General features: G+C 74.5%; 21 protein-coding genes. 11 read left to right on the forward strand and 10 right to left on the reverse strand.

Translation table 11 applies throughout. From position 1 onward, the window contains the following. Positions 1–41 precede the first annotated feature (41 nt). Positions 42–659 carry a LuxR C-terminal-related transcriptional regulator gene (locus ABWU78_RS12390; protein WP_253051426.1) on the forward strand — a complete coding sequence of 206 codons (618 nt, stop codon included), beginning with the start codon at positions 42–44 and terminating at the stop codon, positions 657–659. Between the two features lie 59 nt (positions 660–718). After that, on the forward strand, positions 719–2,257 hold the full coding sequence (locus tag ABWU78_RS12395) for a hypothetical protein (protein WP_439158563.1): 1,539 nt from the start codon (positions 719–721) through the stop codon (positions 2,255–2,257). Between the two features lie 8 nt (positions 2,258–2,265). On the opposite strand, the gene cobA is transcribed toward ABWU78_RS12395, so the two are convergent. From cobA to ABWU78_RS12420, 5 genes are all read right to left on the reverse strand, one after another. Further along, positions 2,266–3,669: a uroporphyrinogen-III C-methyltransferase gene (gene cobA / locus ABWU78_RS12400; protein WP_353707841.1), complete on the reverse strand. Its 1,404-nt coding sequence runs from the start codon at positions 3,667–3,669 to the stop codon at positions 2,266–2,268. 10 nt (positions 3,670–3,679) lie between these two features. Beyond that, positions 3,680–5,068: a sulfate adenylyltransferase subunit 1 gene (locus ABWU78_RS12405; protein WP_353707842.1), complete on the reverse strand. Its 1,389-nt coding sequence runs from the start codon at positions 5,066–5,068 to the stop codon at positions 3,680–3,682. After that, positions 5,068–6,075: a sulfate adenylyltransferase subunit CysD gene (gene cysD / locus ABWU78_RS12410; RefSeq protein ID WP_353707843.1), complete on the reverse strand. Its 1,008-nt coding sequence runs from the start codon at positions 6,073–6,075 to the stop codon at positions 5,068–5,070. Before cysD ends, ABWU78_RS12405 begins: the two co-directional genes overlap by 1 nt. An 8-nt stretch (positions 6,076–6,083) precedes the next feature. Then, positions 6,084–6,797 carry a phosphoadenylyl-sulfate reductase gene (locus tag ABWU78_RS12415; RefSeq protein WP_353709585.1) on the reverse strand — a complete coding sequence of 238 codons (714 nt, stop codon included), beginning with the start codon at positions 6,795–6,797 and terminating at the stop codon, positions 6,084–6,086. 176 nt (positions 6,798–6,973) lie between these two features. After that, positions 6,974–8,728: a nitrite/sulfite reductase gene (locus ABWU78_RS12420; RefSeq protein WP_253050869.1), complete on the reverse strand. Its 1,755-nt coding sequence runs from the start codon at positions 8,726–8,728 to the stop codon at positions 6,974–6,976. 439 nt (positions 8,729–9,167) lie between these two features. Here ABWU78_RS12420 and ABWU78_RS12425 point away from each other — a divergent pair, with 439 nt between their 5' ends. The 4 genes from ABWU78_RS12425 to ABWU78_RS12440 all read left to right on the forward strand — a co-directional run bounded on the left by ABWU78_RS12425 (position 9,168) and on the right by ABWU78_RS12440 (position 11,510). Next, on the forward strand, positions 9,168–9,533 hold the full coding sequence (locus tag ABWU78_RS12425) for a hypothetical protein (RefSeq protein ID WP_253050870.1): 366 nt from the start codon (positions 9,168–9,170) through the stop codon (positions 9,531–9,533). Between the two features lie 103 nt (positions 9,534–9,636). Then, the gene (locus ABWU78_RS12430; protein WP_439158564.1) at positions 9,637–10,197 is read left to right on the forward strand and encodes a PadR family transcriptional regulator; all 561 of its coding nucleotides are present in this window, start codon (positions 9,637–9,639) and stop codon (positions 10,195–10,197) included. After that, positions 10,194–11,000 carry an alpha/beta fold hydrolase gene (locus tag ABWU78_RS12435; protein ID WP_439158565.1) on the forward strand — a complete coding sequence of 269 codons (807 nt, stop codon included), beginning with the start codon at positions 10,194–10,196 and terminating at the stop codon, positions 10,998–11,000. The genes ABWU78_RS12430 and ABWU78_RS12435 overlap by 4 nt, the downstream gene beginning before the upstream one ends. A 27-nt stretch (positions 11,001–11,027) precedes the next feature. After that, complete coding sequence (locus ABWU78_RS12440; RefSeq protein ID WP_253050873.1) at positions 11,028–11,510, forward strand: DUF456 domain-containing protein; 483 nt, start codon at positions 11,028–11,030, stop codon at positions 11,508–11,510. Positions 11,511–11,522: 12 nt separating this feature from the next. Here the strand turns inward: ABWU78_RS12440 and ABWU78_RS12445 are convergent, their stop codons facing one another. After that, positions 11,523–11,903 carry a VOC family protein gene (locus tag ABWU78_RS12445; RefSeq protein WP_439158566.1) on the reverse strand — a complete coding sequence of 127 codons (381 nt, stop codon included), beginning with the start codon at positions 11,901–11,903 and terminating at the stop codon, positions 11,523–11,525. Between the two features lie 121 nt (positions 11,904–12,024). Between ABWU78_RS12445 and pcrA the strand changes: the two genes are divergently transcribed. Then, the gene (pcrA, locus tag ABWU78_RS12450) at positions 12,025–14,796 is read left to right on the forward strand and encodes a DNA helicase PcrA (protein WP_439158567.1); all 2,772 of its coding nucleotides are present in this window, start codon (positions 12,025–12,027) and stop codon (positions 14,794–14,796) included. A gap of 116 nt (positions 14,797–14,912) precedes the next feature. Here pcrA and ABWU78_RS12455 read toward each other — a convergent pair whose 3' ends face one another. Next, a complete protein-coding gene (locus ABWU78_RS12455) occupies positions 14,913–15,602 on the reverse strand; it encodes a DUF6518 family protein (RefSeq protein WP_439158568.1) in 690 nt (229 codons plus the stop codon). Positions 15,603–15,709: 107 nt separating this feature from the next. On the opposite strand from ABWU78_RS12455, the gene ABWU78_RS12460 reads away from it, so the two are divergent. Beyond that, on the forward strand, positions 15,710–16,636 hold the full coding sequence (locus tag ABWU78_RS12460) for a DUF5996 family protein (RefSeq protein ID WP_353707848.1): 927 nt from the start codon (positions 15,710–15,712) through the stop codon (positions 16,634–16,636). A gap of 29 nt (positions 16,637–16,665) precedes the next feature. Here the strand turns inward: ABWU78_RS12460 and ABWU78_RS12465 are convergent, their stop codons facing one another. Together ABWU78_RS12465 and ABWU78_RS12470 are read right to left on the reverse strand one after the other, a co-directional pair. Further along, positions 16,666–17,241 (reverse strand): Clp protease N-terminal domain-containing protein, encoded by a 576-nt coding sequence (locus ABWU78_RS12465; protein WP_253050878.1) that lies wholly within the window; start codon positions 17,239–17,241, stop codon positions 16,666–16,668. 1 nt (position 17,242) lies between these two features. After that, positions 17,243–17,464 (reverse strand): helix-turn-helix domain-containing protein, encoded by a 222-nt coding sequence (locus ABWU78_RS12470; RefSeq protein ID WP_047233082.1) that lies wholly within the window; start codon positions 17,462–17,464, stop codon positions 17,243–17,245. A gap of 153 nt (positions 17,465–17,617) precedes the next feature. Here ABWU78_RS12470 and ABWU78_RS12475 point away from each other — a divergent pair, with 153 nt between their 5' ends. The 3 genes from ABWU78_RS12475 (at position 17,618) to sucD (ending at position 21,489) form a co-directional block, all read left to right on the forward strand. After that, entirely contained in the window at positions 17,618–19,216 is a 1,599-nt protein-coding gene (locus ABWU78_RS12475) for an OmpA family protein (protein ID WP_439158569.1), read from the forward strand. Between the two features lie 175 nt (positions 19,217–19,391). Beyond that, on the forward strand, positions 19,392–20,561 hold the full coding sequence (gene sucC, locus ABWU78_RS12480) for an ADP-forming succinate--CoA ligase subunit beta (RefSeq protein WP_439158570.1): 1,170 nt from the start codon (positions 19,392–19,394) through the stop codon (positions 20,559–20,561). Between the two features lie 37 nt (positions 20,562–20,598). Next, positions 20,599–21,489 (forward strand): succinate--CoA ligase subunit alpha, encoded by an 891-nt coding sequence (gene sucD, locus ABWU78_RS12485; protein ID WP_439158571.1) that lies wholly within the window; start codon positions 20,599–20,601, stop codon positions 21,487–21,489. Positions 21,490–21,609: 120 nt separating this feature from the next. On the opposite strand, the gene ABWU78_RS12490 is transcribed toward sucD, so the two are convergent. Further along, on the reverse strand, positions 21,610–22,704 hold a 1,095-nt coding region (locus ABWU78_RS12490), incomplete at its 5' end, for a 1-acyl-sn-glycerol-3-phosphate acyltransferase (RefSeq protein WP_439158572.1).

Raw genomic sequence — 22,704 nt, forward strand, 5'->3', positions numbered from 1 at the left:
CGACCGGCCCCGTCCCGGTGGTGCTCGTCGACGACCACCACATGTTCCGGGCGGGAGTGCGCGCGAGCCTCGACCCCGCCCTCGTCACCGTGGTGGGGGAGGCGGACGACGTCGAGTCCGCCGTCGCGCGCGTGCACGAGCTGCGCCCCCCGGTCGTGCTCCTCGACGTGCACCTGCCGGGCGGCAGCGGGGGCGGCGGCGCGGAGGTCGTCCAGCGCTGCGCCGACGTGCTCGGCGACGTGCGGTTCCTCGCGCTGTCGGTGTCCGACGCCGCGGAGGACGTCGTCGCGGTCATCCGCGCCGGTGCGCGCGGCTACGTGACGAAGGCGATCTCCGGGCCGGACCTGTCGGCCGCCGTCGGGCAGGTCGCGGGCGGCGACGCGGTGTTCTCGCCGCGCCTCGCGGGCTTCGTGCTCGACGCGTTCGGCACGGGGGCGGGCGACGTCGCGGTGCGCGACGACGAGCTGGACCGGCTGTCCGCGCGCGAGCAGGAGGTCATGCGCCTCATCGCGCGCGGGTACACCTACCGCGAGGTCGCGTCCGAGCTGTTCATCTCGATCAAGACGGTCGAGACCCACGTCTCCGCGGTCCTGCGCAAGCTCCAGCTGTCCTCCCGCCACGAGCTCACCCGCTGGGCGGCCCAGCGCCGCCTCCTCTAGCGGCACCGCCCCGTGTCGCGCGCCCGCCCCGGGCCTGACGCACACTGGCGGGTGTGAGCATGGCAGCCCGTGCCCCGCGCCGCGAGCCCGCTGCCGCTCGGTGGGGGTGGATCGTGGCCGCCGTCGTGGCGGTGCTGGCGTTCGCGGTGCGGTGGCACCTCGTCGGCGGCTCGGCCGGGGTCGGTGCGTACCGCGGGTACGACGACGGCGTGTACTTCTCGGCGGCGGTGGCGTTCGTGCACGGCCGCCTGCCCTACCGGGACTTCCTGTTGCTGCACCCGCCCGGCTCGATGCTCGCCCTGACGCCCTTCGCGGGGCTCACCGCATGGACGAGCGACGACCACGCCCTGGTCGCCGCGCGCGTCGGCCTCATGCTCGTCGGCGCGGCCAACGCCGTGCTCGTGACGCGCGTCGCGCGCCGGTGGGGCGCGACGGCCGCGGTCGTGGGCGGCGTCCTGTACGCGGTGTCCTACGCCGCGGCGTGGGCCGAGCGCCTCACGCTGCTCGAGCCCCTGGGCTCCCTGTGCCTGCTCGGCGGGGTCGTGCTGCTGCTCCGGGGCCTCGACGCACGCCGGGAGGGCACCGGCAGCGGGCGTCTCTGGGCGTGGGCGGGCGGCGCCGTCCTCGGGCTCGGCGCGACGGTCAAGATCTGGGGCGTCGTGCCGCTGGCCGTCGTGCTCCTCTGGCTCCTGGCCGTCGCCGGGTGGCGCACCGCCGCCCGCGCCGCCGCGGGCGCCGTCGTCGCGCTGGCGACCGTGCTGCTGCCGTTCCTCCTCGCTGCGGGCCCGGACATGGTCCGCATGGTGGTGCTCTCCCAGCTCGGCCGGCCGCGGGAGCCGAAAGACCTCGAGCAGCGGCTCGTGTGGATCACGGGGACGGGAGGTCTCGAGGAGCTCGTGTCGCCCCGGGCCCAGGTCGCGGCCGTCTGGACCGTGCTGGTGCTGCTGACCGTCGCGGCGGTCGTCGCCTGGGCCGGGCGGCGGGGACGGCTCTGGGTCGTGCTGCTCGTGGCGCAGGTCGGCGTGCTGCTGGCCGCGCCGTCCGCGTACGCGCAGTACGCCGCCTTCCCGGCGCCCGCCCTGGTCCTCGTCCTGGCAGCGGCGTGCTCGCTCCTGCCGCGCCCGGGCCGGGTCGTGGCGGGGACGGTCCTGAGCGCCGGGGCGGGAGCCCTCCTGGTGGCGGCCGTGCTGACCGCGCCCCGCTTCGTGCCCCTCCCGACGGCCGAGGTCGCGGCCCGGCTCCCGGACGACGGCTGCGTGCGCGCCGACTCCCCCGGGATGCTGGCCGTCCTCGACGTGCTGAGCCGCGACCTGGAGCGCGGCTGCGAGCTCCCGGTGGACCTCTCGGGGTACACCTACGACCTCGGCGCGCGCGACGCCGACGGGGAGGCCGTCCCGCGCCGTCGGAACCTCGCCTGGCAGGCCGAGGCGCTGCGCTACCTGACCTCGGGGACGTCCGCCGTCCTCGTGCGGACGACCGGCGACGGGTTCAGCGACGAGACGTGGCGGGCTCTCGACGAGGCGACGACGACCGTGCTCGACCGCCCGGGCGTGCGGGTGCTGGTCCCGCACGACGACCCGGCGCGACCGGGAGGCTGAGTCAGCGGCTACCCGGAGCGGCGACGCGCGCCGTGGCCGTCGCCGGGGGCGTCGGCGGGCCAGGCGGGGGAGAGGGTCACCACGTCGCCGACGACGGTCACGGCCGGCGGGCGGACGCCCGCCTCGCGCGCGCGGTCGGCGATGGTCGCGAGGGTGCCGACGGTCGTGCGCTGGCGCGGGCCGTAGCCGTCCTCCACGACCGCGACCGGCGTCTCGGGCGGACGGCCCTGCGCCACGAGCGCGGCGGCCGTCTCCGCGAGGCGAGAGACGCCCATGAGCAGGACGACCGTGTGGTCGGTCGCGGCGGGGACCTTGCCGACGTCCTCGTGCCCGGTGAGCACGGTGAACCCGCGCGACAGGCCGCGGTGCGTGACGGGGATGCCCGCCGCGGCGGGCACGGAGACGGCGCTCGTCACGCCCGGGACGACCTCGACCGGGATGCCGTGCTCGCGGCACGCCTCGGCCTCCTCGCCGCCGCGCCCGAACACGTAGGGGTCGCCGCCCTTGAGCCGCACGACCCGCCGCCCGACGAGCGCGTGGTGCACGAGGATCCGGTTGATCTCCGCCTGCGGCACCGGGTGGTGGCCCGGCGTCTTGCCGACGTCCACGACCTCGACGTCGTCGCCGAGCTCGGCGAGCAGGCCGCGCGGCCCGAGCCGGTCGACCACGACGACGTCCGCCTCCGCCAGGAGGCGGCGTCCCCGCACCGAGATCAGCCCGGCGTCGCCGGGGCCGCCCCCGACGAGCGCGACCGTCCCCACCGGCCGCACGAGCGGCTCCGAGACGGCCCCGGCGCGGGGGGCGTCGTCGTCGGCCGTGGGGCGCGTGCCCGCCGGGCGGACCGCACGGAGCGGGAGCTCTCCCGTCTCGAGCAGCGCCGCGACGGCGTCGCGGACGCGCTGGGCGCGGCGCGGGTCCCGGCCCGCGTTGACGGACACCGTGACCTCCGCGGCCGGGGCGCCGCGGGACGCGCCGCCCGGGACGCGCGTGCGTGCCACGGCGGGCACCCACGCGGTCGCGAGGTCCGCGTCGCCCGCGGCGACGCAGAAGACCCGGTCGGCCTCGGCGTCGGCGGCGACCTGGGAGTCCACGCCCGGGTCGCCGGTCGCGGTGTGGACGAGCCACGCGCCGTCGAGGTCCCCGGTGAGGTAGTCGCGCCGCACCCACGACAGCCGCGCACCGTGGTCCGCGGGCAGGGCGACGTGCCCGTGCGCGTCGCCGGCGGGGCCGTGCACCGCGAGCAGCTCCGCGAGGTCCTCGCAGACGAACGGCGCGACGACGGTCACGACGGCGCCCGCGTCGAGGAGCCCCCGCGTGCGGCGCGCCGCGACGGGGCCGCCGCCGACGACGACGGCCCGGCGACCGTCGAGACGCAGGCCCAGGGGGTACGTCTCGTGCTCGGGTGCGGTCACGGCGTCCAGCCTAGATCGCGTACGAGCCGGGCCGGGACGCCGGACGCCGGGCGGCGGCGAGCGCGTCGCCGACCATGCCGGCGGCGAGCGTGCCGCCGTCCTGGGCGTCGACGAGCAGGAACGCGCCCGTGCGGCGGGCCACGACGTACTCCTCGGCCGCGACGGGCGACGCGAGCCGCAGGGTCACGCGGCCGATGTCGTTGAGGTCGAGGCGCTCGGCCGGGTCGAGCTCGGCGGTGTCGAGGTCGAGCCGCCCGACGACGTCGCGCACCACCGCCTGCACCGTGCGGGTCGTGTGCTTGAGCAGCACGCGCGCGCCGGGCAGGAGCGGGCGGTCGCTGAGCCACGCGACGGTGCCCTCGACGTCCTGCGTGACCTCGGGGGCCTCCGCGGCGGAGGCGATGAGGTCGCCGCGCGCGACGTCCACGTCGTCGGCGAGGCGGATCGTCACGGACTGCGGCGCGAACGCCTCCGTGAGCACCTCGCCGGACGCGAGCGAGTCGGCCGTGTCGATCCCGACGACGGTCGTGCGGCGACCGGACGGCAGCACGACGACCTCGTCCCCGACCGTCACGACGCCCGACGCCACCTGCCCGGCGTACCCGCGGTAGTCGCGGTAGCGCTCGTCGGCCGCCGCCTGCGGGCGGATGACCACCTGGACGGGGAAGCGGAACGCCTCGGTCTCCGGGTCGTCGCCCGTCGGGAGCTCCTCGAGCAGCTCGAGCAGGCTCGGGCCGTCGTACCAGGGCGTGTTCGCGCTCGCGCGGTCCACCACGTTGTCGCCCACGAGCGCGGACACCGGGATGGTGTGCACGTCGCCGACGCCGAGCGAGGTCGCGGCCGCGCGGATGTCCGCCGCGAGCTCCTCGTACCGGGCCTCGCTGTAGTCGACGAGGTCGATCTTGTTGACCGCGACGACGACGTGCGGCACGCGCAGGAGGCTCGCGACCGCGAGGTGGCGGCGCGTCTGCTCGAGCAGGCCCTTGCGCGCGTCGATGAGCAGCACGACGACGTCCGCCGTCGACGCTCCCGTGACGGTGTTGCGCGTGTACTGCACGTGCCCGGGGCAGTCGGCGAGGATGAACGACCGGCGCGCGGTCGCGAAGTACCGGTACGCCACGTCGATCGTGATGCCCTGCTCGCGCTCGGCGCGCAGTCCGTCCGTGAGGAGCGCGAGGTCGGCCGACTCGAGGCCGCGGTCGCGCGAGACGCGCTCGACGGCGTCGAGCTGGTCCGCGAGCACGGACTTCGAGTCGAAGAGGAGGCGGCCCACGAGCGTGGACTTGCCGTCGTCGACGGAGCCCGCCGTCGCGAGGCGCAGCAGCGTGCCGCGGCGCGCGTCGTCGAGCGGGACGGTCGTGCCCTCGGTGACGGCGCCGGTGCTGGTCTGGGTGCCCATCAGAAGTACCCCTCCTTCTTGCGGTCCTCCATGGCGGCCTCGGAGAGGCGGTCGTCGGCGCGGGTCGCGCCGCGCTCGGTGATGCGCGTCGCGGCGACCTCGGCGATGACGTCCTCGACGCCCGTCGCGTCCGACCGCACGGCGCCGGTGCACGACATGTCGCCGACGGTCCGGTAGCGCACCGTCTCGGTCCGCCGCGACGCGGCCTCGGCGTCCGTGCGGGGCTCCGAGTACGGCCCGACGGCGAGCAGCATCCCGTCGCGGTCGAACACCTCGCGCTCGTGTGCGTAGTAGAGCTCGGGGAGCTCGATGCGCTCGCGTGCGATGTAGCGCCACACGTCGAGCTCGGTCCAGTTCGACAGCGGGAACACGCGGACGTGCTCGCCGGGCCGGTGGCGCCCGTTGTAGAGGTTCCACAGCTCCGGGCGCTGGTTGCGCGGGTCCCACTGTCCGAACTCGTCGCGCAGCGAGAACACGCGCTCCTTGGCGCGCGCCTTCTCCTCGTCGCGCCGGCCGCCGCCGAACACGGCGTCGAACTTGTGCCCCGAGATCGCGTCGAGCAGCGGCTGCGTCTGCAGGGGGTTGCGCGTCCCGTCCGCGCGCTCGCGCAGGCGGCCGTCGTCGAGGTAGTCCTGGACGCTCGCGACCTCGAGCCGCAGGCCCAGGCGGGCCGCCGTCGCGTCGCGGTAGGCGAGCACCTCGGGGAAGTTGTGGCCCGTGTCCACGTGCAGCACCGGGAACGGCACGGGGCCGGGCGCGAACGCCTTGACCGCGAGGTGCAGCATCACCACGGAGTCCTTGCCGCCGCTGAACAGCAGCACGGGGCGCTCGAACTCGGCCACCACCTCGCGGACGATGTGGATGCCCTCGCTCTCGAGCGCGTCGAGCTGCGCGAGACGGCGCCCGCCGGGCAGCGCCGAGCCGGGGACCGGCGCGTCCGCGCGGGCGCCGGCGGGAGCACCGGCGGGGGAGCCCGGTGCGTCGGTCGTCAGGTCGATGGTCGTCATGCCCGTCCTCATACGTGGAGTCCGCACTCTGTCTTGTCGAGCCCCGCCCAGCGGCCGGCCCTCGGGTCCTCGCCCGGCGCGACGCGCCGGGTGCACGGCTGGCAGCCGATCGACGGGTAGCCGTCGTTCAGCAGGGGGTTGAGGATCACCTGGTGCCGCGCGGCGTACGCGAGCAGGTCGTCGAACGACCAGGCCGCGAGCGGGTTGATCTTCACGAGCCCGTTCTTCTCGTCGAACGTGACGAGGGGCGTGCCCGTCCGGGTCGGCGCCTCGTCACGGCGCACCCCCGTGACCCACACCTCGTAGCCCGCGAGCGTGCGGTGCAGGGGCTCGACCTTGCGCATCTGGCAGCACAGGCCGGGGTCGCGCGAGAACAGGTCCTTGCCGTGCGCGGCGTCCTGCTGGGCGACCGTGAGCTCGGGCCGGACGTCGACGATCGTCACGTCCATCTGCTGCTCGACGGCGTCCCGCGTGCCGACCGTCTCGGCGAAGTGGTACCCCGTGTCGAGGAACAGCACGTCGACCCAGGGGATCTGCGCCGCCACGACGTGGGGGAGCACGGCGTCGGCCATGGAGCACGCCACCGCGACGGACGTCCCGAACTCGCGCGCAGCCCAGGCGATGACCTCCTCCGCGGTCGCCTCGGGGCGCGTGGCGCCCTCGACGCCGGGCGTGCCCGCGCCGTGCAGCAGCGCCGCGCCGCGCCGCGCGATCTCGCGCAGCTCGTCGAGCGACCGCTTCGGCCGGCCGTGCCGCGCGCGCTCCGCGTGGTGCGCGGCCTTCGCGCTCTCGCGCTGCTCGGCCCTGGCCTGCGCCGCGGCGCGCAGCGCGGCCAGTGGGTCGGGAGCGCCCGACGGCGAGGTGCCGGCCGTCGTCGTGGTCACGTCCTGGTCCCCGCTCACTGGAGCGCCTCCTCGTCGGCCCGGTGCGCCCACTCGGCGAACGTCTCGGCGCCGTCCTTGTCCGCCTCGTAGCGGCGCACGACGCGCTCGACGTAGTCGGCGATCTGCGTCGCGGGCACCTTGAGACCGCGCACCGTGCGCCCGAGCCCGCCCTCGTCGCGCCCCGTGCCGACGAGGCCGCCGCCGAGGTGCACCTGGTACCCGGGCATCTGCTCGCCGTCGACGGTGATGATCTGGCCCTTCAGGCCGATGTCCGCCGTCTGGATGCGCGCGCACGAGTTGGGGCAGCCGTTGATGTTGAGGTCGAGCGGCCGCTCGACCAGCGACGGGACGTCCGCGAGGCGCTCCTCGAGCTCGCCGATGACGCGCGCGGCCGTGTCCTTGGTGTCGACGATCGCGAGCTTGCAGAACTCGATGCCCGTGCACGCGATGGTCGAGCGGCGGAACGGGCTCGGCCGGGCGGTGAGCCCGAGCGGCTCGAGGCCCGCGACGAGCTCGTCCACGCCCTCGGGCGGGACCCCCAGGACGACCAGCTTCTGGTGCGCCGTGAGGCGCACCGACCGGGCGCCGACCTTCTCCACCAGGTCCGCGAGACCCGTGAGCGTGCTGCCGCCCACGCGCCCCACGACGGGGGCGGCCCCGACGTAGTAGTCCCCGTCCTTCTGGAGGTGCACGCCCACGTGGTCGCCCGGACCGGTCGCCGGCGCGGGCGCGGGGCCGTCGGCGAGGCGGTACCCCAGGTACTCGCTCTCGAGCACCTCGCGGAACTTCTCCGTGCCCCAGTCGGCGAGGAGGAACTTCAGGCGCGCCTTGTTGCGCAGCCGGCGGTAGCCGTAGTCGCGGAAGATCCGCACGACGCCGTGCCACACGTCGGCCGCCTGCTCCTCGGTGACGAAGGCGCCCAGGCGCTCGCCGAGGCGCGGGGTCGTCGAGAGCGCGCCGCCGACCCAGAGGTCGTAGCCGGGGCCGAGCTCGGGGTGCACGACGCCGACGAGCGACACGTCGTTGATCTCGTGCACGACGTCGAGGCTGGGGTGCCCGGTGATCGCGGTCTTGAACTTGCGCGGGAGGTTCGCGAGCTCGGGGTCGCCGATGTACCGGCGCTTGATCTCGAGGATCACGGGAGTCGGGTCGATGATCTCGTCCGCCGCGATGCCGGCGACCGGGCTGCCGAGGAAGCCGCGCGGGGTGTCGCCGCAGGCCGTCGTCGTCTCGAGGCCGACGGTCGCGAGGCGGTCCCAGATCTCGGGGACGGACTCGATCTCGATCCAGTGGTACTGGATGTTCTGCCGGTCGGTGATGTCGGCCGACCCCCGCGCGAAGTCGCGCGAGATGCCGCCGAGGACGCGCAGCGCGCGGACGTCGAGCTCCTGGCCGTCCGAGCGGACGCGGAGCATGAAGTACCTGTCCTCGAGCTCGTGCGGCTCGAGCGTCGCCGTCTTGCCCCCGTCGATCCCGGGCTTGCGCTGGGTGTAGAGGCCCCACCACCGGAAGCGGCCGTGCAGGTCGTCGCCGGGGATGGAGTCGAAGCCCTCGCGGGCGTAGATCGTCTCGATGCGCTCGCGCACGTCGAGGCCGTTGCCCGCGCGCTTGAGCTCCTCGTTGGCGTTGAGCGGCTCGGTGCCGTCCACCTTCCACTGCCCGTTCGGGCGGGCGGCGCGCGCCGGCCGGGCGGCGCGCTCGCCGGCGGGACGACCAGGTCGCGCGGCGGCGTCCTCGGTGGTCTCCGGCGCAGTCGTGGCCTGCGTCATCGGGGTTCCTCGTGTCCTCGTTCGGGGGCGGGGACGCGCGACGGCGAGCGCTCAGCGAGGGTGCGAGTGGCTGAGGACCGACGGCGCGCGCCGGTTCTCAGGGTTTCTCCGGGGAGAGAGGCGAGCGTGCGGGCTCGCGCTGAGTCGGGCGCGGTTCAGCGACAACAGCTGAGACACGTGTGCGCGCACGCCGGCATCCCGTGACGCGAGGTCACGAGGAGGGTGCGGGCTGCCGTGGTCATGCGCAGAACGATAGCCGCGGTCCAGCGCGGTGGACACCCCTCGTCCGCATGGTGGGAAACCTGAAATACTAGACTGGATGGGTCCAGTTTGTCGAGCGACCCGGCCCCTCGCCGGCTGTCGAGCGAGCGGCGGCCGACGCGACGGGTCACCTTGTGCAAAGTTTCACGACAGGAGCGTCAGCAAATAGGATGGGGTCATGGAGTTCCTCTACAACGTCTTCGTCGCGCTGCACTTCATCGGGTGGGCCATCGTCCTCGGCGGCTACCTCGCGTCCCTGCGTTCGCCGGGCCTGTACAAGGGCGTCTTCCACGGCGCGCTCACCGCGCTCGTCGCGGGGATCGCCATGGTCGGGATCGGCGAGGCGTCCGTCTGGGGTGACGGTGGCCCCGACATGGCCAAGATCGGCGTCAAGCTGGTCATCGCCCTGGTCATCGCCGTCCTGGCGTTCGTCGCCAAGCGCCAGGGGGCCAAGGCGGCCGACGGCGCCGTGGCGCCGGGCGTCAAGCACGCCATCGGTGGCCTGACCCTCGTCAACATCCTCGTCGCGGTCTTCTGGAACTGACCGCAGCGACCCGGCCGGGGCCCGTCGACGGATCGTCCGTCGGCGGGCTCTCGTCGTCCCCCGAGGTGTTGACGCTGGACTAGGTGCATGGTCCACTAGTCGCATGGTCCTTCGATACCTCGTGCTCGGGCTCCTCACGGTGCGGCCCATGACGGGCTACGACCTCAAGCGCGCGTTCGACTCCTCGGTCCGCCACTTCTGGGCGGCCGACCGCTCGCAGCTCTACCGCACCCTCGCCGCGATCGTGGACGCCGGGCTCGCCGAGGTGGAGGTGGTGCCCCAGGAGAGCTACCCGGACCGCAAGGTCCACACGATCACGGACTCCGGCCGCGCGGCGCTGCGCGACTGGCTCGCCTCGCCGCTCCCGCACGAGGACTCGCGCGAGCCTTTCCTCGGGCGGCTGTTCTTCGCCGACCAGCTCGACGACGAGGGCGTCGCGGCGCTGCTCGCGTCCCGGCGCGCGCTGGCCGAGGAGACGGTCGCGACGCTCACCGCCGAGGAGGAGCGGGTCGAGGCGGTCCTCGCGGACGGCGGCCCCTACGCGGACCGCGTCCGCGGCACGCGCGGCCTCGCCCTCCGGCTCGCGACGCTGCGCCACGGTCTCGCGCACGCCCGGACCGAGCTCGCGTGGCTCGACGAGACCGAGCGTGAGGTGCTCCCGTGAGCCTCCCGGACGCCGTCGTGCACCACCCGGCGAGCCGCCCGGGCGCGCCGGGCACCGGCTCCGTCTCCGTCGTCCTGCTGCACGGGGGCACCGTGGCGTCCTGGATGTGGGAGCCGCAGGTCGAGGCGCTCGACGACCTCGACGTGTGGACGCCCGACCTGCTCGGCTTCGGCAGCCGCGGGGACCAGGTCCCGGCGTCGCTCGACGCGGTCGTCGACGACGTCGCCGCGACGGTCTCCGCGATCCCCGCCGGGCAGGAGGTGCACGTCGTCGGCCTGTCGCTCGGCGGGGTCGTCGCGCTGCACCTCGCCGCGCGGCACCCCGGGCTCGTGCGCTCCGTCCTGTCGTCGGGCGCGGTGGTCGACGGCGTGCCCGGGCTCGCCGGCGCGCTCGGCCGCGCGCAGCTCCGGGTCTGGGACCGGCGCTGGTACTGGCGCGGCCAGGCCGTCGCCACCGGGATCCCCGCGGAGTCCCGGGACCTGTTCGTGCGCTCGGGTCTCGCGATCCGCCGCGAGACCATGGCGCGGCTGCTCGCCGACGTCTACGGCGGGCGCTGGCCCGACGGCCTCGCGGAGTCCGGGGCCCGCGTGCTCGCCGTCGCGGGCGGCCGCGACCTCCGCCCCGCCCGCAGCGCGCTGTCGACGATCGAGCGCCGCGTCCCGGGCGCCGTCGTGCGCGTGGCGCCCGGGATGCACCACCAGTGGAGCGCGGAGGACCCGGACCTGTTCGGCGCGATGATCCGGTCCTGGGTGCTCGACGGCGTCGCGCATCCGCGGCTGGTGCCGCTCGCGAGGCGTGCGTAGCGCGCCCGACGTGCGAGGGTTTCCCCCGTGAGCGTCGGTGGAGAGGTCCTCGTCGGGCTGGCGATCCTGGTCGGGCTGGTCGGGATCGTCGTGCAGGTCCTGCCCGGGAACGTGCTCGTGCTCGGCGCGGTCCTCGTGTGGGCGATCGTCACGGGCGGCACCGCCGCGTGGGTGGTCTTCGCCGTCGCCGCCGTGCTCGTGGTCGCCGCCGAGGTGTCGCAGTACGTCCTCGCGGGCCGCCACATGCGCCGGGCGGAGGTCCCCTGGTCGACCCTCGTGTGGGGCGGGATCGCGGGCGTCGTCGGGTTCTTCGTGATCCCCGTGATCGGGCTCTTCATCGGCTTCGTGCTCGCGGTGTTCGTCGCGGAGCTCCTGCGCCGCCGCGACCGCCGCGCCGCGTGGCGCGCGACCGTCGCCGCGATGCAGGCGACCGGCATCACGATCCTCGTCCAGCTCCTGGGCGGCCTCCTCGCGGCGGCGACCTGGGGCGTCGGCCTCGCCCTCACCTGAGGCGCGGTCGGATCAGCCGGGGATCTCCATCACGTAGAGCGTGTTCCCGTCGATGTCCCGCAGCGAGAACATCGGCGGCACGCCCTCCCAGGCCAGGAGCTCGCCGGTGCTCGCCCCGGCGGCGGTGAGCGTCGCGTGGTCGCCGGCCGCGTCGGTCGTGGTGAGCCGGATACCGGTGTCGATCCCCGCGGGGAGGCCGTCGCCCGCCGCGACGAGCGCGACGGACGTCGCGGCGCCCGGGGGAGCGACCTCGATCCAGCGGAACCCCTCCTGGAGCTCGCCGTCCATGCGGACCTCGAACCCGAGCGTCCCGGTGTAGTACGCCAGCGCGCGGTCCTGGTCGGTGACCGGGACCGCGACGGTGTGCACGCCGGTGAGGTGGGTCGTCGTCATGGTGTCTCCTTCGTGGTGCGGCACGTGCTGCGGTCGTGACGGGGGAGACCGTCGCGGAGGACCGGACTCATCGGCGAGGTCGGCACGGGGTGTGGGCGGGGGCGCCTAGGCTGGAGGGGCTATGGCTTCGCTCTTCGAGAACCTCCCGCTGCCCGGCCTCGACACGCTGTTCGACGGCCCGCGCGTCGACCACGGCGGCGAGTCCCGCCTCCCGCGGACCGCCCCGCGCTGGACCGACGACCCGGCCGTGCCCGACGGCGCCGGGTCGCCCGTCGGGGACGCCACCCGGGGAGGCCCGGGGCCGGGAGGCGACGGGGCGGCGTCGGGCGCGGGGGAGCGGCGGGGCCGGTACGCCCACCTCGACCCCGAGGCCCTGCTCGACGGGCTCAACCCGCAGCAGCGCGAGGCGGTCGTGCACGCGGGCGGACCGCTGCTCATCGTCGCGGGTGCCGGGTCGGGCAAGACGCGCGTGCTCACGCACCGCATCGCCTACCTGCTCGCCACGCGCCGGTCCAACGCCGGGCAGATCCTCGCGATCACGTTCACCAACAAGGCCGCGGCCGAGATGCGCGAGCGTGTCGAGACGCTCGTGGGGCCGGCCGCGCGCAACATGTGGGTCTCCACGTTCCACTCGGCGTGCGTGCGCATCCTGCGCCGCGAGGCCAAGACGCTCGGGCTGCGGTCGAGCTTCTCCATCTACGACGCCGCGGACTCGCAGCGGCTCATCACGCTCGTGACGCGCGAGCTGGACCTCGATCCCAAGAAGTACCCGGCGCGCTCGCTCGCCAACAAGATCTCCGACCTCAAGAACGAGCTCGTCGACCCCGAGACGTACGCGCGGGACTCGGGCGCCCACGCGACGGACGACGGCCTCGCCGCGCGCGGCGGCCCGCACGGCGCGAGCGTCCCCGAGTTCGACCAGGTGCTCGCCGACGTCTACACGCGCTACCAGGCGCGGCTCGTCGCGGCGAGCGCGCTCGACTTCGACGACATCATCATGACCACGGTCAACCTGCTCCAGGCGTTCCCCGCCGTCGCGGAGCACTACCGCCGCCGGTTCCGGCACGTGCTCGTCGACGAGTACCAGGACACCAACCACGCGCAGTACGTGCTCGTGCGCGAGCTCGCGGGCGTGGGCGAGGACTCCGCCGCGACCGACGCCGCGACGAGCGGCACCGGCGAGGCGCAGGTCCCCGCGCTCGACCCCGCCGAGCTCACCGTCGTCGGCGACGCGGACCAGTCGATCTACGCGTTCCGCGGCGCCACGATCCGCAACATCCTCGAGTTCGAGGCCGACTACCCGGACGCCCGGACCATCCTGCTCGAGCAGAACTACCGCTCGACCCAGAACATCCTCTCGGCCGCCAACGCCGTCATCTCGCGCAACCCCGACCGCAAGCCGAAGCGGCTGTGGACCGACTCGGGCGCGGGCGCGAAGGTCATCGGCTACGTCGCCGACAACGAGCACGAGGAGGCGCGGTTCGTCGCGGAGGAGATCGACCGCCTCGGCGACTCCGAGGGCGTGCGCCCCGGCGACGTCGCGGTGTTCTACCGGACCAACGCCCAGTCCCGCGCGCTCGAGGAGGTGCTCATCCGCGTCGGCCTGCCGTACAAGGTCGTCGGCGGCACGCGCTTCTACGAGCGGCGCGAGGTCAAGGACGCGGTGGCCTACCTGCGCGCGATCGACAACCTCGACGACGACGTGAACCTGCGGCGCGTGCTCAACGTGCCCAAGCGCGGGCTCGGCGAGCGCGCCGAGGGGGCGGTCGCGGCGCTCGCGGACCGCGAGCGCATCTCGTTCGGCGCGGCCCTCGCCCGCATCGACGAGATCCCCGGCCTGACCAACCGCACGCTCAACCCCCTGCGTGCGTTCGTCGAGCTCATGACCGGGCTGCGCGAGCTCGCCGACTCCGGCGCGACGCCGTCGGACATCCTCGGCGCCGTCCTCGACCGCACCGGGTACCTCGCCGAGCTCCGCGCGAGCGACGACCCGCAGGACGCCACGCGCGTCGAGAACCTCGCCGAGCTTCACGCCGTCGCGACCGAGTTCACCGAGCTCGACCCCGAGGGCACGCTGTCCGACTTCCTGGAGCGCGTCTCGCTCGTCGCCGACGCGGACCAGATCCCCGCGGAGGACGTGGCCGACGGCGAGAGCGAGGGCGCGGAGAAGGAGGACCCCGGGGTCGTCACCCTCATGACCCTGCACACCGCCAAGGGCCTCGAGTTCCCCGTCGTGTTCCTCACCGGCATGGAGGACGGCACGTTCCCGCACATGCGGTCGCTGCACGACGACGCCGAGCTCGCCGAGGAGCGCCGCCTCGCCTACGTGGGCATCACCCGGGCGCGCGAGCGGCTCTACGTGTCGCGATCCGCGGTGCGGTCGGCGTGGGGGATGGCGAACGAGTTCCCGCCCAGCCGGTTCCTCGAGGAGATCCCCGAGGAGCTGTGGGACTGGCGGCGGCGCGAGTCGTCGATGGCGACGCTGCGCGCGGGCGGGTCGGTCTGGGGCCGCGGCTCGGGGTCGTGGTCCGGTTCGCGGTCGGGGTTCGGGTCGGGGGCGCGGTCAGGGGCCGACGACGACGGGTCTACCATCCGCGGCCCTCGTTCCTCGGGCCGCTCCCGCCAGACCCGCCACGACCCGTCGTCGTCGGCCCCTGCCCGCGCCGCGTTCGGCTCGCCGTCCGGTGGGGCGAAGTTCGGGTCGGCGACGCCGCGGGCCGACGGGGACGTGCCGAACCTCGCAGTCGGGGACAAGGTGACCCACGACGCCTACGGGCTGGGGACCGTCGTCGCGCTCGAGGGCGCTGGCCCGAACGCGGTCGCGAAGATCGACTTCGGGGCCGACGGGACCAAGCGCCTCCTGCTGCGCTACTCGCCGGTGACCAAGCTCTGAGAGCGCCTCGGCGCCGAGACGGCGACCACTGACCGAGGTAGTGACGTACCGGGTGCCGTGCACCGGGCTCTGAGCCGGGGGCCGCTCTCTCGGGGTGCGGGGGCTCGACCGCCGGGTCAGCCGATCGTGCCCAGGGCGCGGTAGGCGAGGACGAACGCTGCTGCCACGACGGCGGTGCCCCCGACGGCGGTCGCGACCGGCAGTGCGCCGCGGAGCCGGCGCGCGAGCATGCCGCCGAGCAGGACGAGCGCGACGACGCCGATCGTGACCCAGTAGGTGGCGCCCGTCGTCTCGACGACGGTCGTGAGCCCGTAGACGGACTCGCCGACCCCGATGCCCGCGAGCACCGCGGTGCCGAGGGCGGCGGGGGTGCCGGTCCGCCACAGCCAGGCCGCCGCGACCCCGACGAACGGGCCGACGACGACGCCGACGGCCCCGAACGTCGTCGGGTCGTAGAAGTACCCGCGGAGGTCGGCTGCGACGGCGTAGCCCAGGGTGAGCAGCACGAAGCTCGCGGCGCCGAGCACGGCGGCGTGCCACGTCCGGGAGCGCGGGGCGCGCGCCGACCAGGCGACCAGCAGCGCGGTGAGCAGCGTCCAGCCGCTCGCCGAGTTCGCGAAGGGCGCCGCGGCGTCGGGCAGGAACCCCTGGGCGTACGACGTCAGGCCGCCCAGCAGGAAGCTCGCGACGAGCACGACCGCACCGCGCCGCCACGGGCCACCGGACGACGTCGTGACCCGGCCGGGTCGGTCCGGTGCCGACGGGCGGTCGTCGGCGCGGTCGGGGAGCGAGGTCGTCTCGGGCACGCCACGACGCTAGGCGGTCCGCGCCGGCCAGGCGTCACCCCGTCGGCGGGCACGGCAGCGGGACGCGTCCTACCGTGGCAGGACGACCGAGCCCCGAGGAGCCTCCCGTGACCCAGCCGGCCGCCCGCCCCGCCCCTGCGCCCGCCCCCTGGCCCGACCTCGACGTGCGGCGGTGGGAGCCGACGCGCCGGCCGCTCCACCTGTTCACGCAGGTGGTCGGCAAGGTCGTGCTCGACCTCACGCCGTTCGTCAACCACTGGTGGAACGTCGCGTTCCACGTGACGTCGCGCGGGTTCGTCACGCCCGTGATGCAGGTCGGCGAGCGCGCGCTCGACGTCGAGATCGACCTGGTGGCGGAGCACGTCGCGTTCCGCACGTCCGACGGGCGCACCGAGACCGTCGGGCTGGGGCCGATGTCCGTCGCCGACTTCTACGCGCGCACCCTCGCGTGCCTCGACCGCCTCGCCGTGCCGGTGCGGGTGTGGTCGACGCCGCGCGAGATCCCCGACCCGGTGCCGTTCGAGCAGGACACCGCGGTCGGGGAGTGGGACGGCGAGCTCACGCGCACCTGGCTCGCGACCGTGCAGCGGGTCGCGGCGGTGATGGAGCGGTTCCGGTCCGGGTTCTACGGCAAGTCGAGCGGTCCGCGCTTCTACTGGGGAGCGTTCGACCTGGGGCTCACGCTGTTCAACGGGCGGCCCTTCCACCAGCCGGACGACGTCGAGCCCATCTACCGCTTCGCGGAGAACGCGGAGAACGTCGCGGTCGGCTACTGGCCCGGCGACCCGACGACGCACGCCGACCAGGTCTACGCGTACGCGTACCCGCAGCCGCCGGGGGTGGCCGACCTCGACCTGGCGCCCGGGTACTGGGACCCCGGCCTGCGCGAGGTGGTGCTCCCGTGCGGGGTGCTGCGCGACGCGGCGGACCCCGACGCCGTCCTGCTCGCGTTCTTCGAGCGCTCCTACCGCGAGCTGGCGACGGCGGCCGGGTGGGACCTCGCCGCGTTCACCGGGCCGGTCCCACCGGGCTGAGCGCCCGGGGACCGGTCGGCGGTATCGGGTCAGGACGCCTTGCGGTGCCCTGCGGCGAGCGCGGCGCGCAGGCCCGCGACGTCGGACCCCGCCGCGGCGAGCGCGTCGACGAGCGCGCGGTGCGCCGTCGAGCCCTTCGCACGCGCGACCGCGGCGAGCACGTGGCCCGAGTCGATGGCGCGGGAGCCCGCGTGCACCGCCTCGCGCAGGGAGAGCTCGAGCGACTTCTTCGCCTCGGGCGTGAACGGGATGTGCGAGCGGCGGTTCCGCCGCCCGCGGCGGCGCTCGTCGTCCCCCGCGCGGTCGAGTGCTCCCGGCCCGAAGGCCGCGTCCGTGCGTGCGCGGATCTCGTCGAGGTCGATCCCGAGCGCGGCGAGGGCCTGGCCGTCGAGCGGGTCGTGGCTGCGCGCGGAGTCGACCTGGCGTTCGAGGTCGTCGGCGTCGACGCCGACCGCGGCGAGGGCGACCGCGCCCGCGCCACCGTCCTGGCGGGCGAGAGCGAGGAGCAGGTGCACGGCGTCGATGGCGTCGTCGCCGCGGGAGCGGGCGACCTCCTGGGCGCCGACCACCGTGTCGCGGGCGTCGGCGGCGAAGCGCTCGAACATGTCATGACCTCCTGGTGGTGCGGGACGCGCCGTACTTCTTGTGCACGGCCTGGCGGGTGACGCCGAGGCGGTCGGCGATCTCCTGCCACGACCAGCCGAGCGCTCGGGCGTGCTCGACCTGCAGCGCCTCGAGGCGTTCGGCGAGCACGCGCAGCGACCGCACGGCACGCAGGCCCGTGTCGGGATCGGTGCTGCTCGCGGCGTCCATGTCGACGGGTTCCATACGTGTCAATCTAGGTTGACGATCTCGCATGTGTCAACCCGAGTTGACGGCGATGGGCGGCTCGTCCGAGCCGGTCGTCCGTCCGCTAGCGTCCACGTCGACCTGTGGGCGTGAGCAGCCCACCGACCCCCTCGACCGACAGGAGAAGTCACCGTGCACCAGTGGACCGGCACACCCAGGACGCGCGTCGTCCCCGCGCTCGCGACCGTCGTCGTGGCGGCCGTCGCCCTCGCGGGCTGCGGTGCGGGCGACGGGGCACCCGACCCGGCCGCCACGACGGGGGCCGCCGAGGCGCAGGTGCCGGCGTCCTCGTCGGACGCGACGCCGGTCGTCGTGACGGGGAACGTGCTCGGCCGGGAGATCGAGATGTCGGTCGGGCCCGTGGTGCTCGACGGCGACCTCGCCGTCCTGCGGGTCGAGGCCGAGGCCACGAGCGGTGACGACACCCTGTTCGTCGGAGAGGCGTTCGCGAACCGCACGCTCTCGCAGGAGGACACGTTCGACGGCGTGCGCCTCGTCGACCTCGACGCCGGAGTCGTCCGGGAGCCGGCCCGGGCGGCCGACGGCGTCGCCCTCGCGTCCCTCGAGGACGACCGTTTCGAGCTCGGGCCGGACGAGGAGCCGGTGGTGGGCCACGTCGTGTTCGCCGCCCCCGCGTCCGCCACGACGGCGGTCCTCGTGCCCTACCTCGGGCTCGTCGAGGACGTCCCCGTCGTCGCGGCCGACGACGCCGAGGGCCTCACGGTCCCGGCGGCCGAGCTCGCGCCCGCCGGTCTCGACGACGTCGTCGCGCCGACCGCCGTCCTCGAGACGTTCAGCACCAGCGCGAACGACGCGGTCAGCACCCGCGACACGGACGACCTCGTGAGCGTCGCCATCGACTCCGACGTCCTGTTCGCGGTCGACTCCGCCGAGCTCGGCACCGCGTCGGACACCGCGCTCCAGGCCGTGGCCGACCAGCTCGCGCTCGCTGCGGACGGTGAGCTCGTCGTCGTCGGGCACACCGACGACCAGGGGGAGGAGGCCGCGAACCAGGAGCTGTCCGAGCGCCGTGCGCGCGCGGTCGCGGACCGGCTCGGCGAGATCGCCGACCTGGGCCGGTTCGACGTGCGGGTCGAGGGACGCGGGGAGACCGAACCCGTCGCCACCGAGGGCACCGACGAGGCGCGGGCGCTCAACCGTCGCGTGACCGTCGAGTTCGTCCCCGCGGCGGACCGCTCGCCCGCGGAGGTGCCGGCGGCCGGCGAGCTCACGGCGCCGGAGGGTGCGACCGTCGACGGGCTCGCGGGTGCGACCCTCGAGCACGCCGACGGGCTCGGCGGGACCCAGACGCTGCACGTCGAGCTCGTGGAGGTCCGGCGAGCGGGCGGCTATCTGGTGGGGACCCTCGACGTGCGCAACGACGGGACGGACCACGCGGCGTTCGTGAGCGTGCTCGGATCCGTGCTCGACGGTCGCGGCGAGCTGGGAGAAGGCGGGCTCGGGGCGAACAACGTGACCCTGCTCGACGGCGGCGTGCGCGTCTACCCCGTCGACTACCTCGTCGACCCGGCCTTCTACCCGGACTCGGCGCGCAGCGTCCTCGCGGACCTGTCGGTCGGCTCGCTGAGCCCGGGCGTCACGTCGCGCGTGACCGTCGTCTGGCCGGACCGGGGCGGAAAGACGGTCGTCGTGGACGTGCCGGACGGGTCGACGGAGGTCACGGGCGGCAGCACGCCGGTGCGGTTCGTGGACGTGCCCGTCGCGGACTGAGCCGGGGCCACCCGGGCGCGGCGCCGCGTGACGAACGGAACACGTGGCGCCTGCGGTCCTCCGCCGCCGAGCGATAGGAGCCCGGGGCTTCCCGGGCTACCCTGTACGGGGATGTCTTGATGTCGAGACATCGATCATGCCGCACACGGCGCATCAGACGGAAGGACGCAGCAGGGTGGACCTGTTCGAATACCAGGCGCGCGACATCTTCGAGAAGCACGGCGTGCCCGTGCTGGGCGGAGTCGTCGCGACGACGCCCGAGGAGGCCCGCGCGGGCGCCGAGAAGCTCGGCGGCGGCACCGTGGTCGTCAAGGCCCAGGTGAAGACCGGCGGCCGCGGCAAGGCCGGCGGCGTCAAGCTCGCCCACTCGCCCGAGGAGACCGCCGAGAAGGCGTCCGAGATCCTCGGCATGGACATCAAGGGCCACACGGTCCACCGCGTCATGGTCGCCCAGGGCGCCAAGATCGCCGAGGAGTTCTACTTCTCGGTGCTCCTCGACCGGTCGAACCGCAACTACCTCGCCATGTGCTCCGTCGAGGGCGGCATGGAGATCGAGCAGCTGGCGGTCGAGCGCCCCGAGGCGCTCGCCAAGGTCGCCGTCGACCCGATCGTGGGCATCGACGAGGCCACGGCGCAGGAGATCGTCGACGCCGCCGGCTTCGCCGAGGACCTCAAGGCCCCGGTCGCGGCGGTCATCCGGAAGCTCTGGACCGTCTTCACGGCGGAGGACGCGACGCTCGTCGAGGTGAACCCGCTCGTCCGCACCGAGGACGGCTCGATCATCGCGCTCGACGGCAAGGTCACGCTCGACGACAACGCCTCGGAGGTCCGTCACCCGGACCACGAGGCGCTGGAGGACAAGGAGTCGACCGACCCGCTCGAGGCGAAGGCCAAGGCGAACGGCCTCAACTACGTCAAGCTCGACGGCGAGGTCGGCATCATCGGCAACGGCGCGGGGCTCGTCATGAGCACGCTCGACGTCGTCGCGTACGCGGGCGAGGCCCACGGCGGCGTGAAGCCCGCCAACTTCCTCGACATCGGTGGCGGCGCCAACGCGCAGGTCATGGCGAACGGGCTCGACGTCATCCTCAACGACCCGCAGGTCAAGTCGGTGTTCGTCAACGTCTTCGGCGGCATCACCGCGTGCGACGAGGTCGCCAAGGGCATCGTGGGCGCGCTCGAGATCCTCGGCGACGAGGCCTCCAAGCCGCTCGTCGTGCGCCTCGACGGCAACAACGTGGACCTCGGCCGCGCGATCCTGCGCGAGGCGAACCACCCGCTCGTGACCCTCGCCGAGACCATGGACGGCGGGGCCGACAAGGCTGCCGAGCTGGCCAACGCCTGATCGCCCGAAGACGCGGAAAGCTGAGACAGAGAACACCATGTCGATCTACCTGAACTCCGACTCCAAGATCATCGTCCAGGGCATCACCGGCGGGATGGGTGCCAAGCACACCGCCCTCATGCTCGACTCGGGCGCGCAGATCGTCGGCGGCGTCAACGCCCGCAAGGCCGGCACGACCGTCACGCACAAGGACCACGAGGGCAACGACGTCACGCTCCCCGTGTTCGGCACCGTGGCGGAGGCCATGGCCGAGACGGGCGCGAACGTGTCCGTCCTGTTCGTCCCGCCGGCGTTCACCAAGGACGCCGCGATCGAGGCCGTCGACGCCGGCATGCCGCTCATCGTCGTCATCACCGAGGGCGTCCCCGTCCAGGACACGGCCGAGGTCTGGGCCTACCTGCAGGGGAAGAAGACGCGCATGATCGGCCCGAACTGCCCCGGCATCATCACGCCGGGCGAGTCGCTCGCCGGCATCACCCCGCACACCATCACGGGCAAGGGCCCGGTCGGTCTCGTGTCGAAGTCGGGCACGCTGACCTACCAGATGATGTACGAGCTCAAGGACCTCGGGTTCTCGACCGCCATCGGCATCGGCGGCGACCCGATCGTGGGCACCACGCACATCGACGCGCTCGAGGCGTTCGAGAACGACCCCGAGACCAAGGCGATCGTCATGATCGGCGAGATCGGCGGCGACGCCGAGGAGCGCGCAGCGGCCTACATCAAGGACCACGTCACCAAGCCGGTCGTCGGCTACGTCGCGGGCTTCACCGCCCCCGAGGGCAAGACGATGGGCCACGCCGGCGCGATCGTCTCCGGGTCCGCGGGCACCGCGCAGGCCAAGAAGGAGGCCCTCGAGGCCGTCGGCGTCAAGGTCGGCAAGACGCCGTCCGAGACCGCCGCGCTCCTGCGCGAGGTCCTCGCCTGACGCTGGACCCGCCGGACCCGCGACCCGGGTCCACGCACCCGACGCCCCGTGACCGCTCCGCCGGCCGCGGGGCGTCGTGCGTCCGGCGTCGTGGTCCGCGCGCGTGCCGGAGATCGCGCCTCAGGCGGCGGGGTCGCGGTCCGCGCTCGGGACGGTGGGCGCCCCCGACGCCGCGAGCCACGCGTCGAGGCGCACCCACTGCGCGTAGAGCCACGCGGCGCGCTCCTCGTCGCCCGCCGGGAGCGCCTCGCGGGGCGTCGCCCAGATCTTGAGCGTGAGGCGCTTGTCCATCGGCAGCTCGCGCCAGATGTCGCGCACCGTGACCAGGCGCTCGAGGCCCGTGTGCGCGACGACCGCCACGCCCGTCGTCGGCGTCGCGTCGAGCGCGGCGAGGAACCCGCCGACGTGCGGCGCCATGACGTGCGGCATCCCCTCCGCGAGCACGGCGAGGTCCTCCTCGCCGGAGGCGCGCAGCGCGGCGATCCGGGCGTCGCGGCGGCGCGGCGTGACGTTCCCGCCCTCGGGGAAGAGGAGGACGGCGGAGTCCGGCGCGAGGTCCGTCGCGAGCGCGGCGACCGCCTCGCTGCCGGACGGCGCGCCGTGCGGCCGCCGCGAGCGCGGCACCACGAAGTACGCCGGGACGCGGTGGAGCAGGACGTCGATCGCGGGGTCCCACTGGAGCGTGTCCTTGAGCACGACGCGCGGCTCGCGTCCCGCCGCGTTGACGATGCGGTCCATGAGGACGAACGAGTCGCCGGGCCCGGCGTGGCGGCTCACCACGAGCACCGGGGCCCCGTCGAGCCCGTCGGCCTCGCTGAGGTCGACGTCGATCCGCAGGCGCAGCGTCCAGCGCACCTGCCAGAACAGCACCGAGAGCATCCGGCCGGCGAGGCGCACGTGCGCGCGCCGGAAGGCGGGCCGGTGCAGCGCCCAGCCGAAGCCCGAGCCCACCCAGAGCCCGAACAGCGCCAGGACCGCGACCGCGTCCCAGACGACGTAGAAGCTCGCGACCCAGAGGACGCGCGGCGCGCGCAGGCGACCGGGCAGCGCCCAGCTCACGATGCCGCCGACGAGCAGGACGAGCATGAGGCTCGTCGGGACGAGCAGGACCGCGAGGACGACGACCGCCGGGGCGAGGAGCAGCCGGCGGACCCAGCGCGGCGGGGGCGCGACGTTCACGCGTCGCCCCCCAGTTCCTCCAGGTGGCTTTGGGTT

It is taken from the genome of Cellulosimicrobium sp. CpK407, assembly GCF_051844275.1.
Taxonomy (GTDB): Bacteria; Actinomycetota; Actinomycetes; order Actinomycetales; family Cellulomonadaceae; genus Cellulosimicrobium; species Cellulosimicrobium cellulans_G.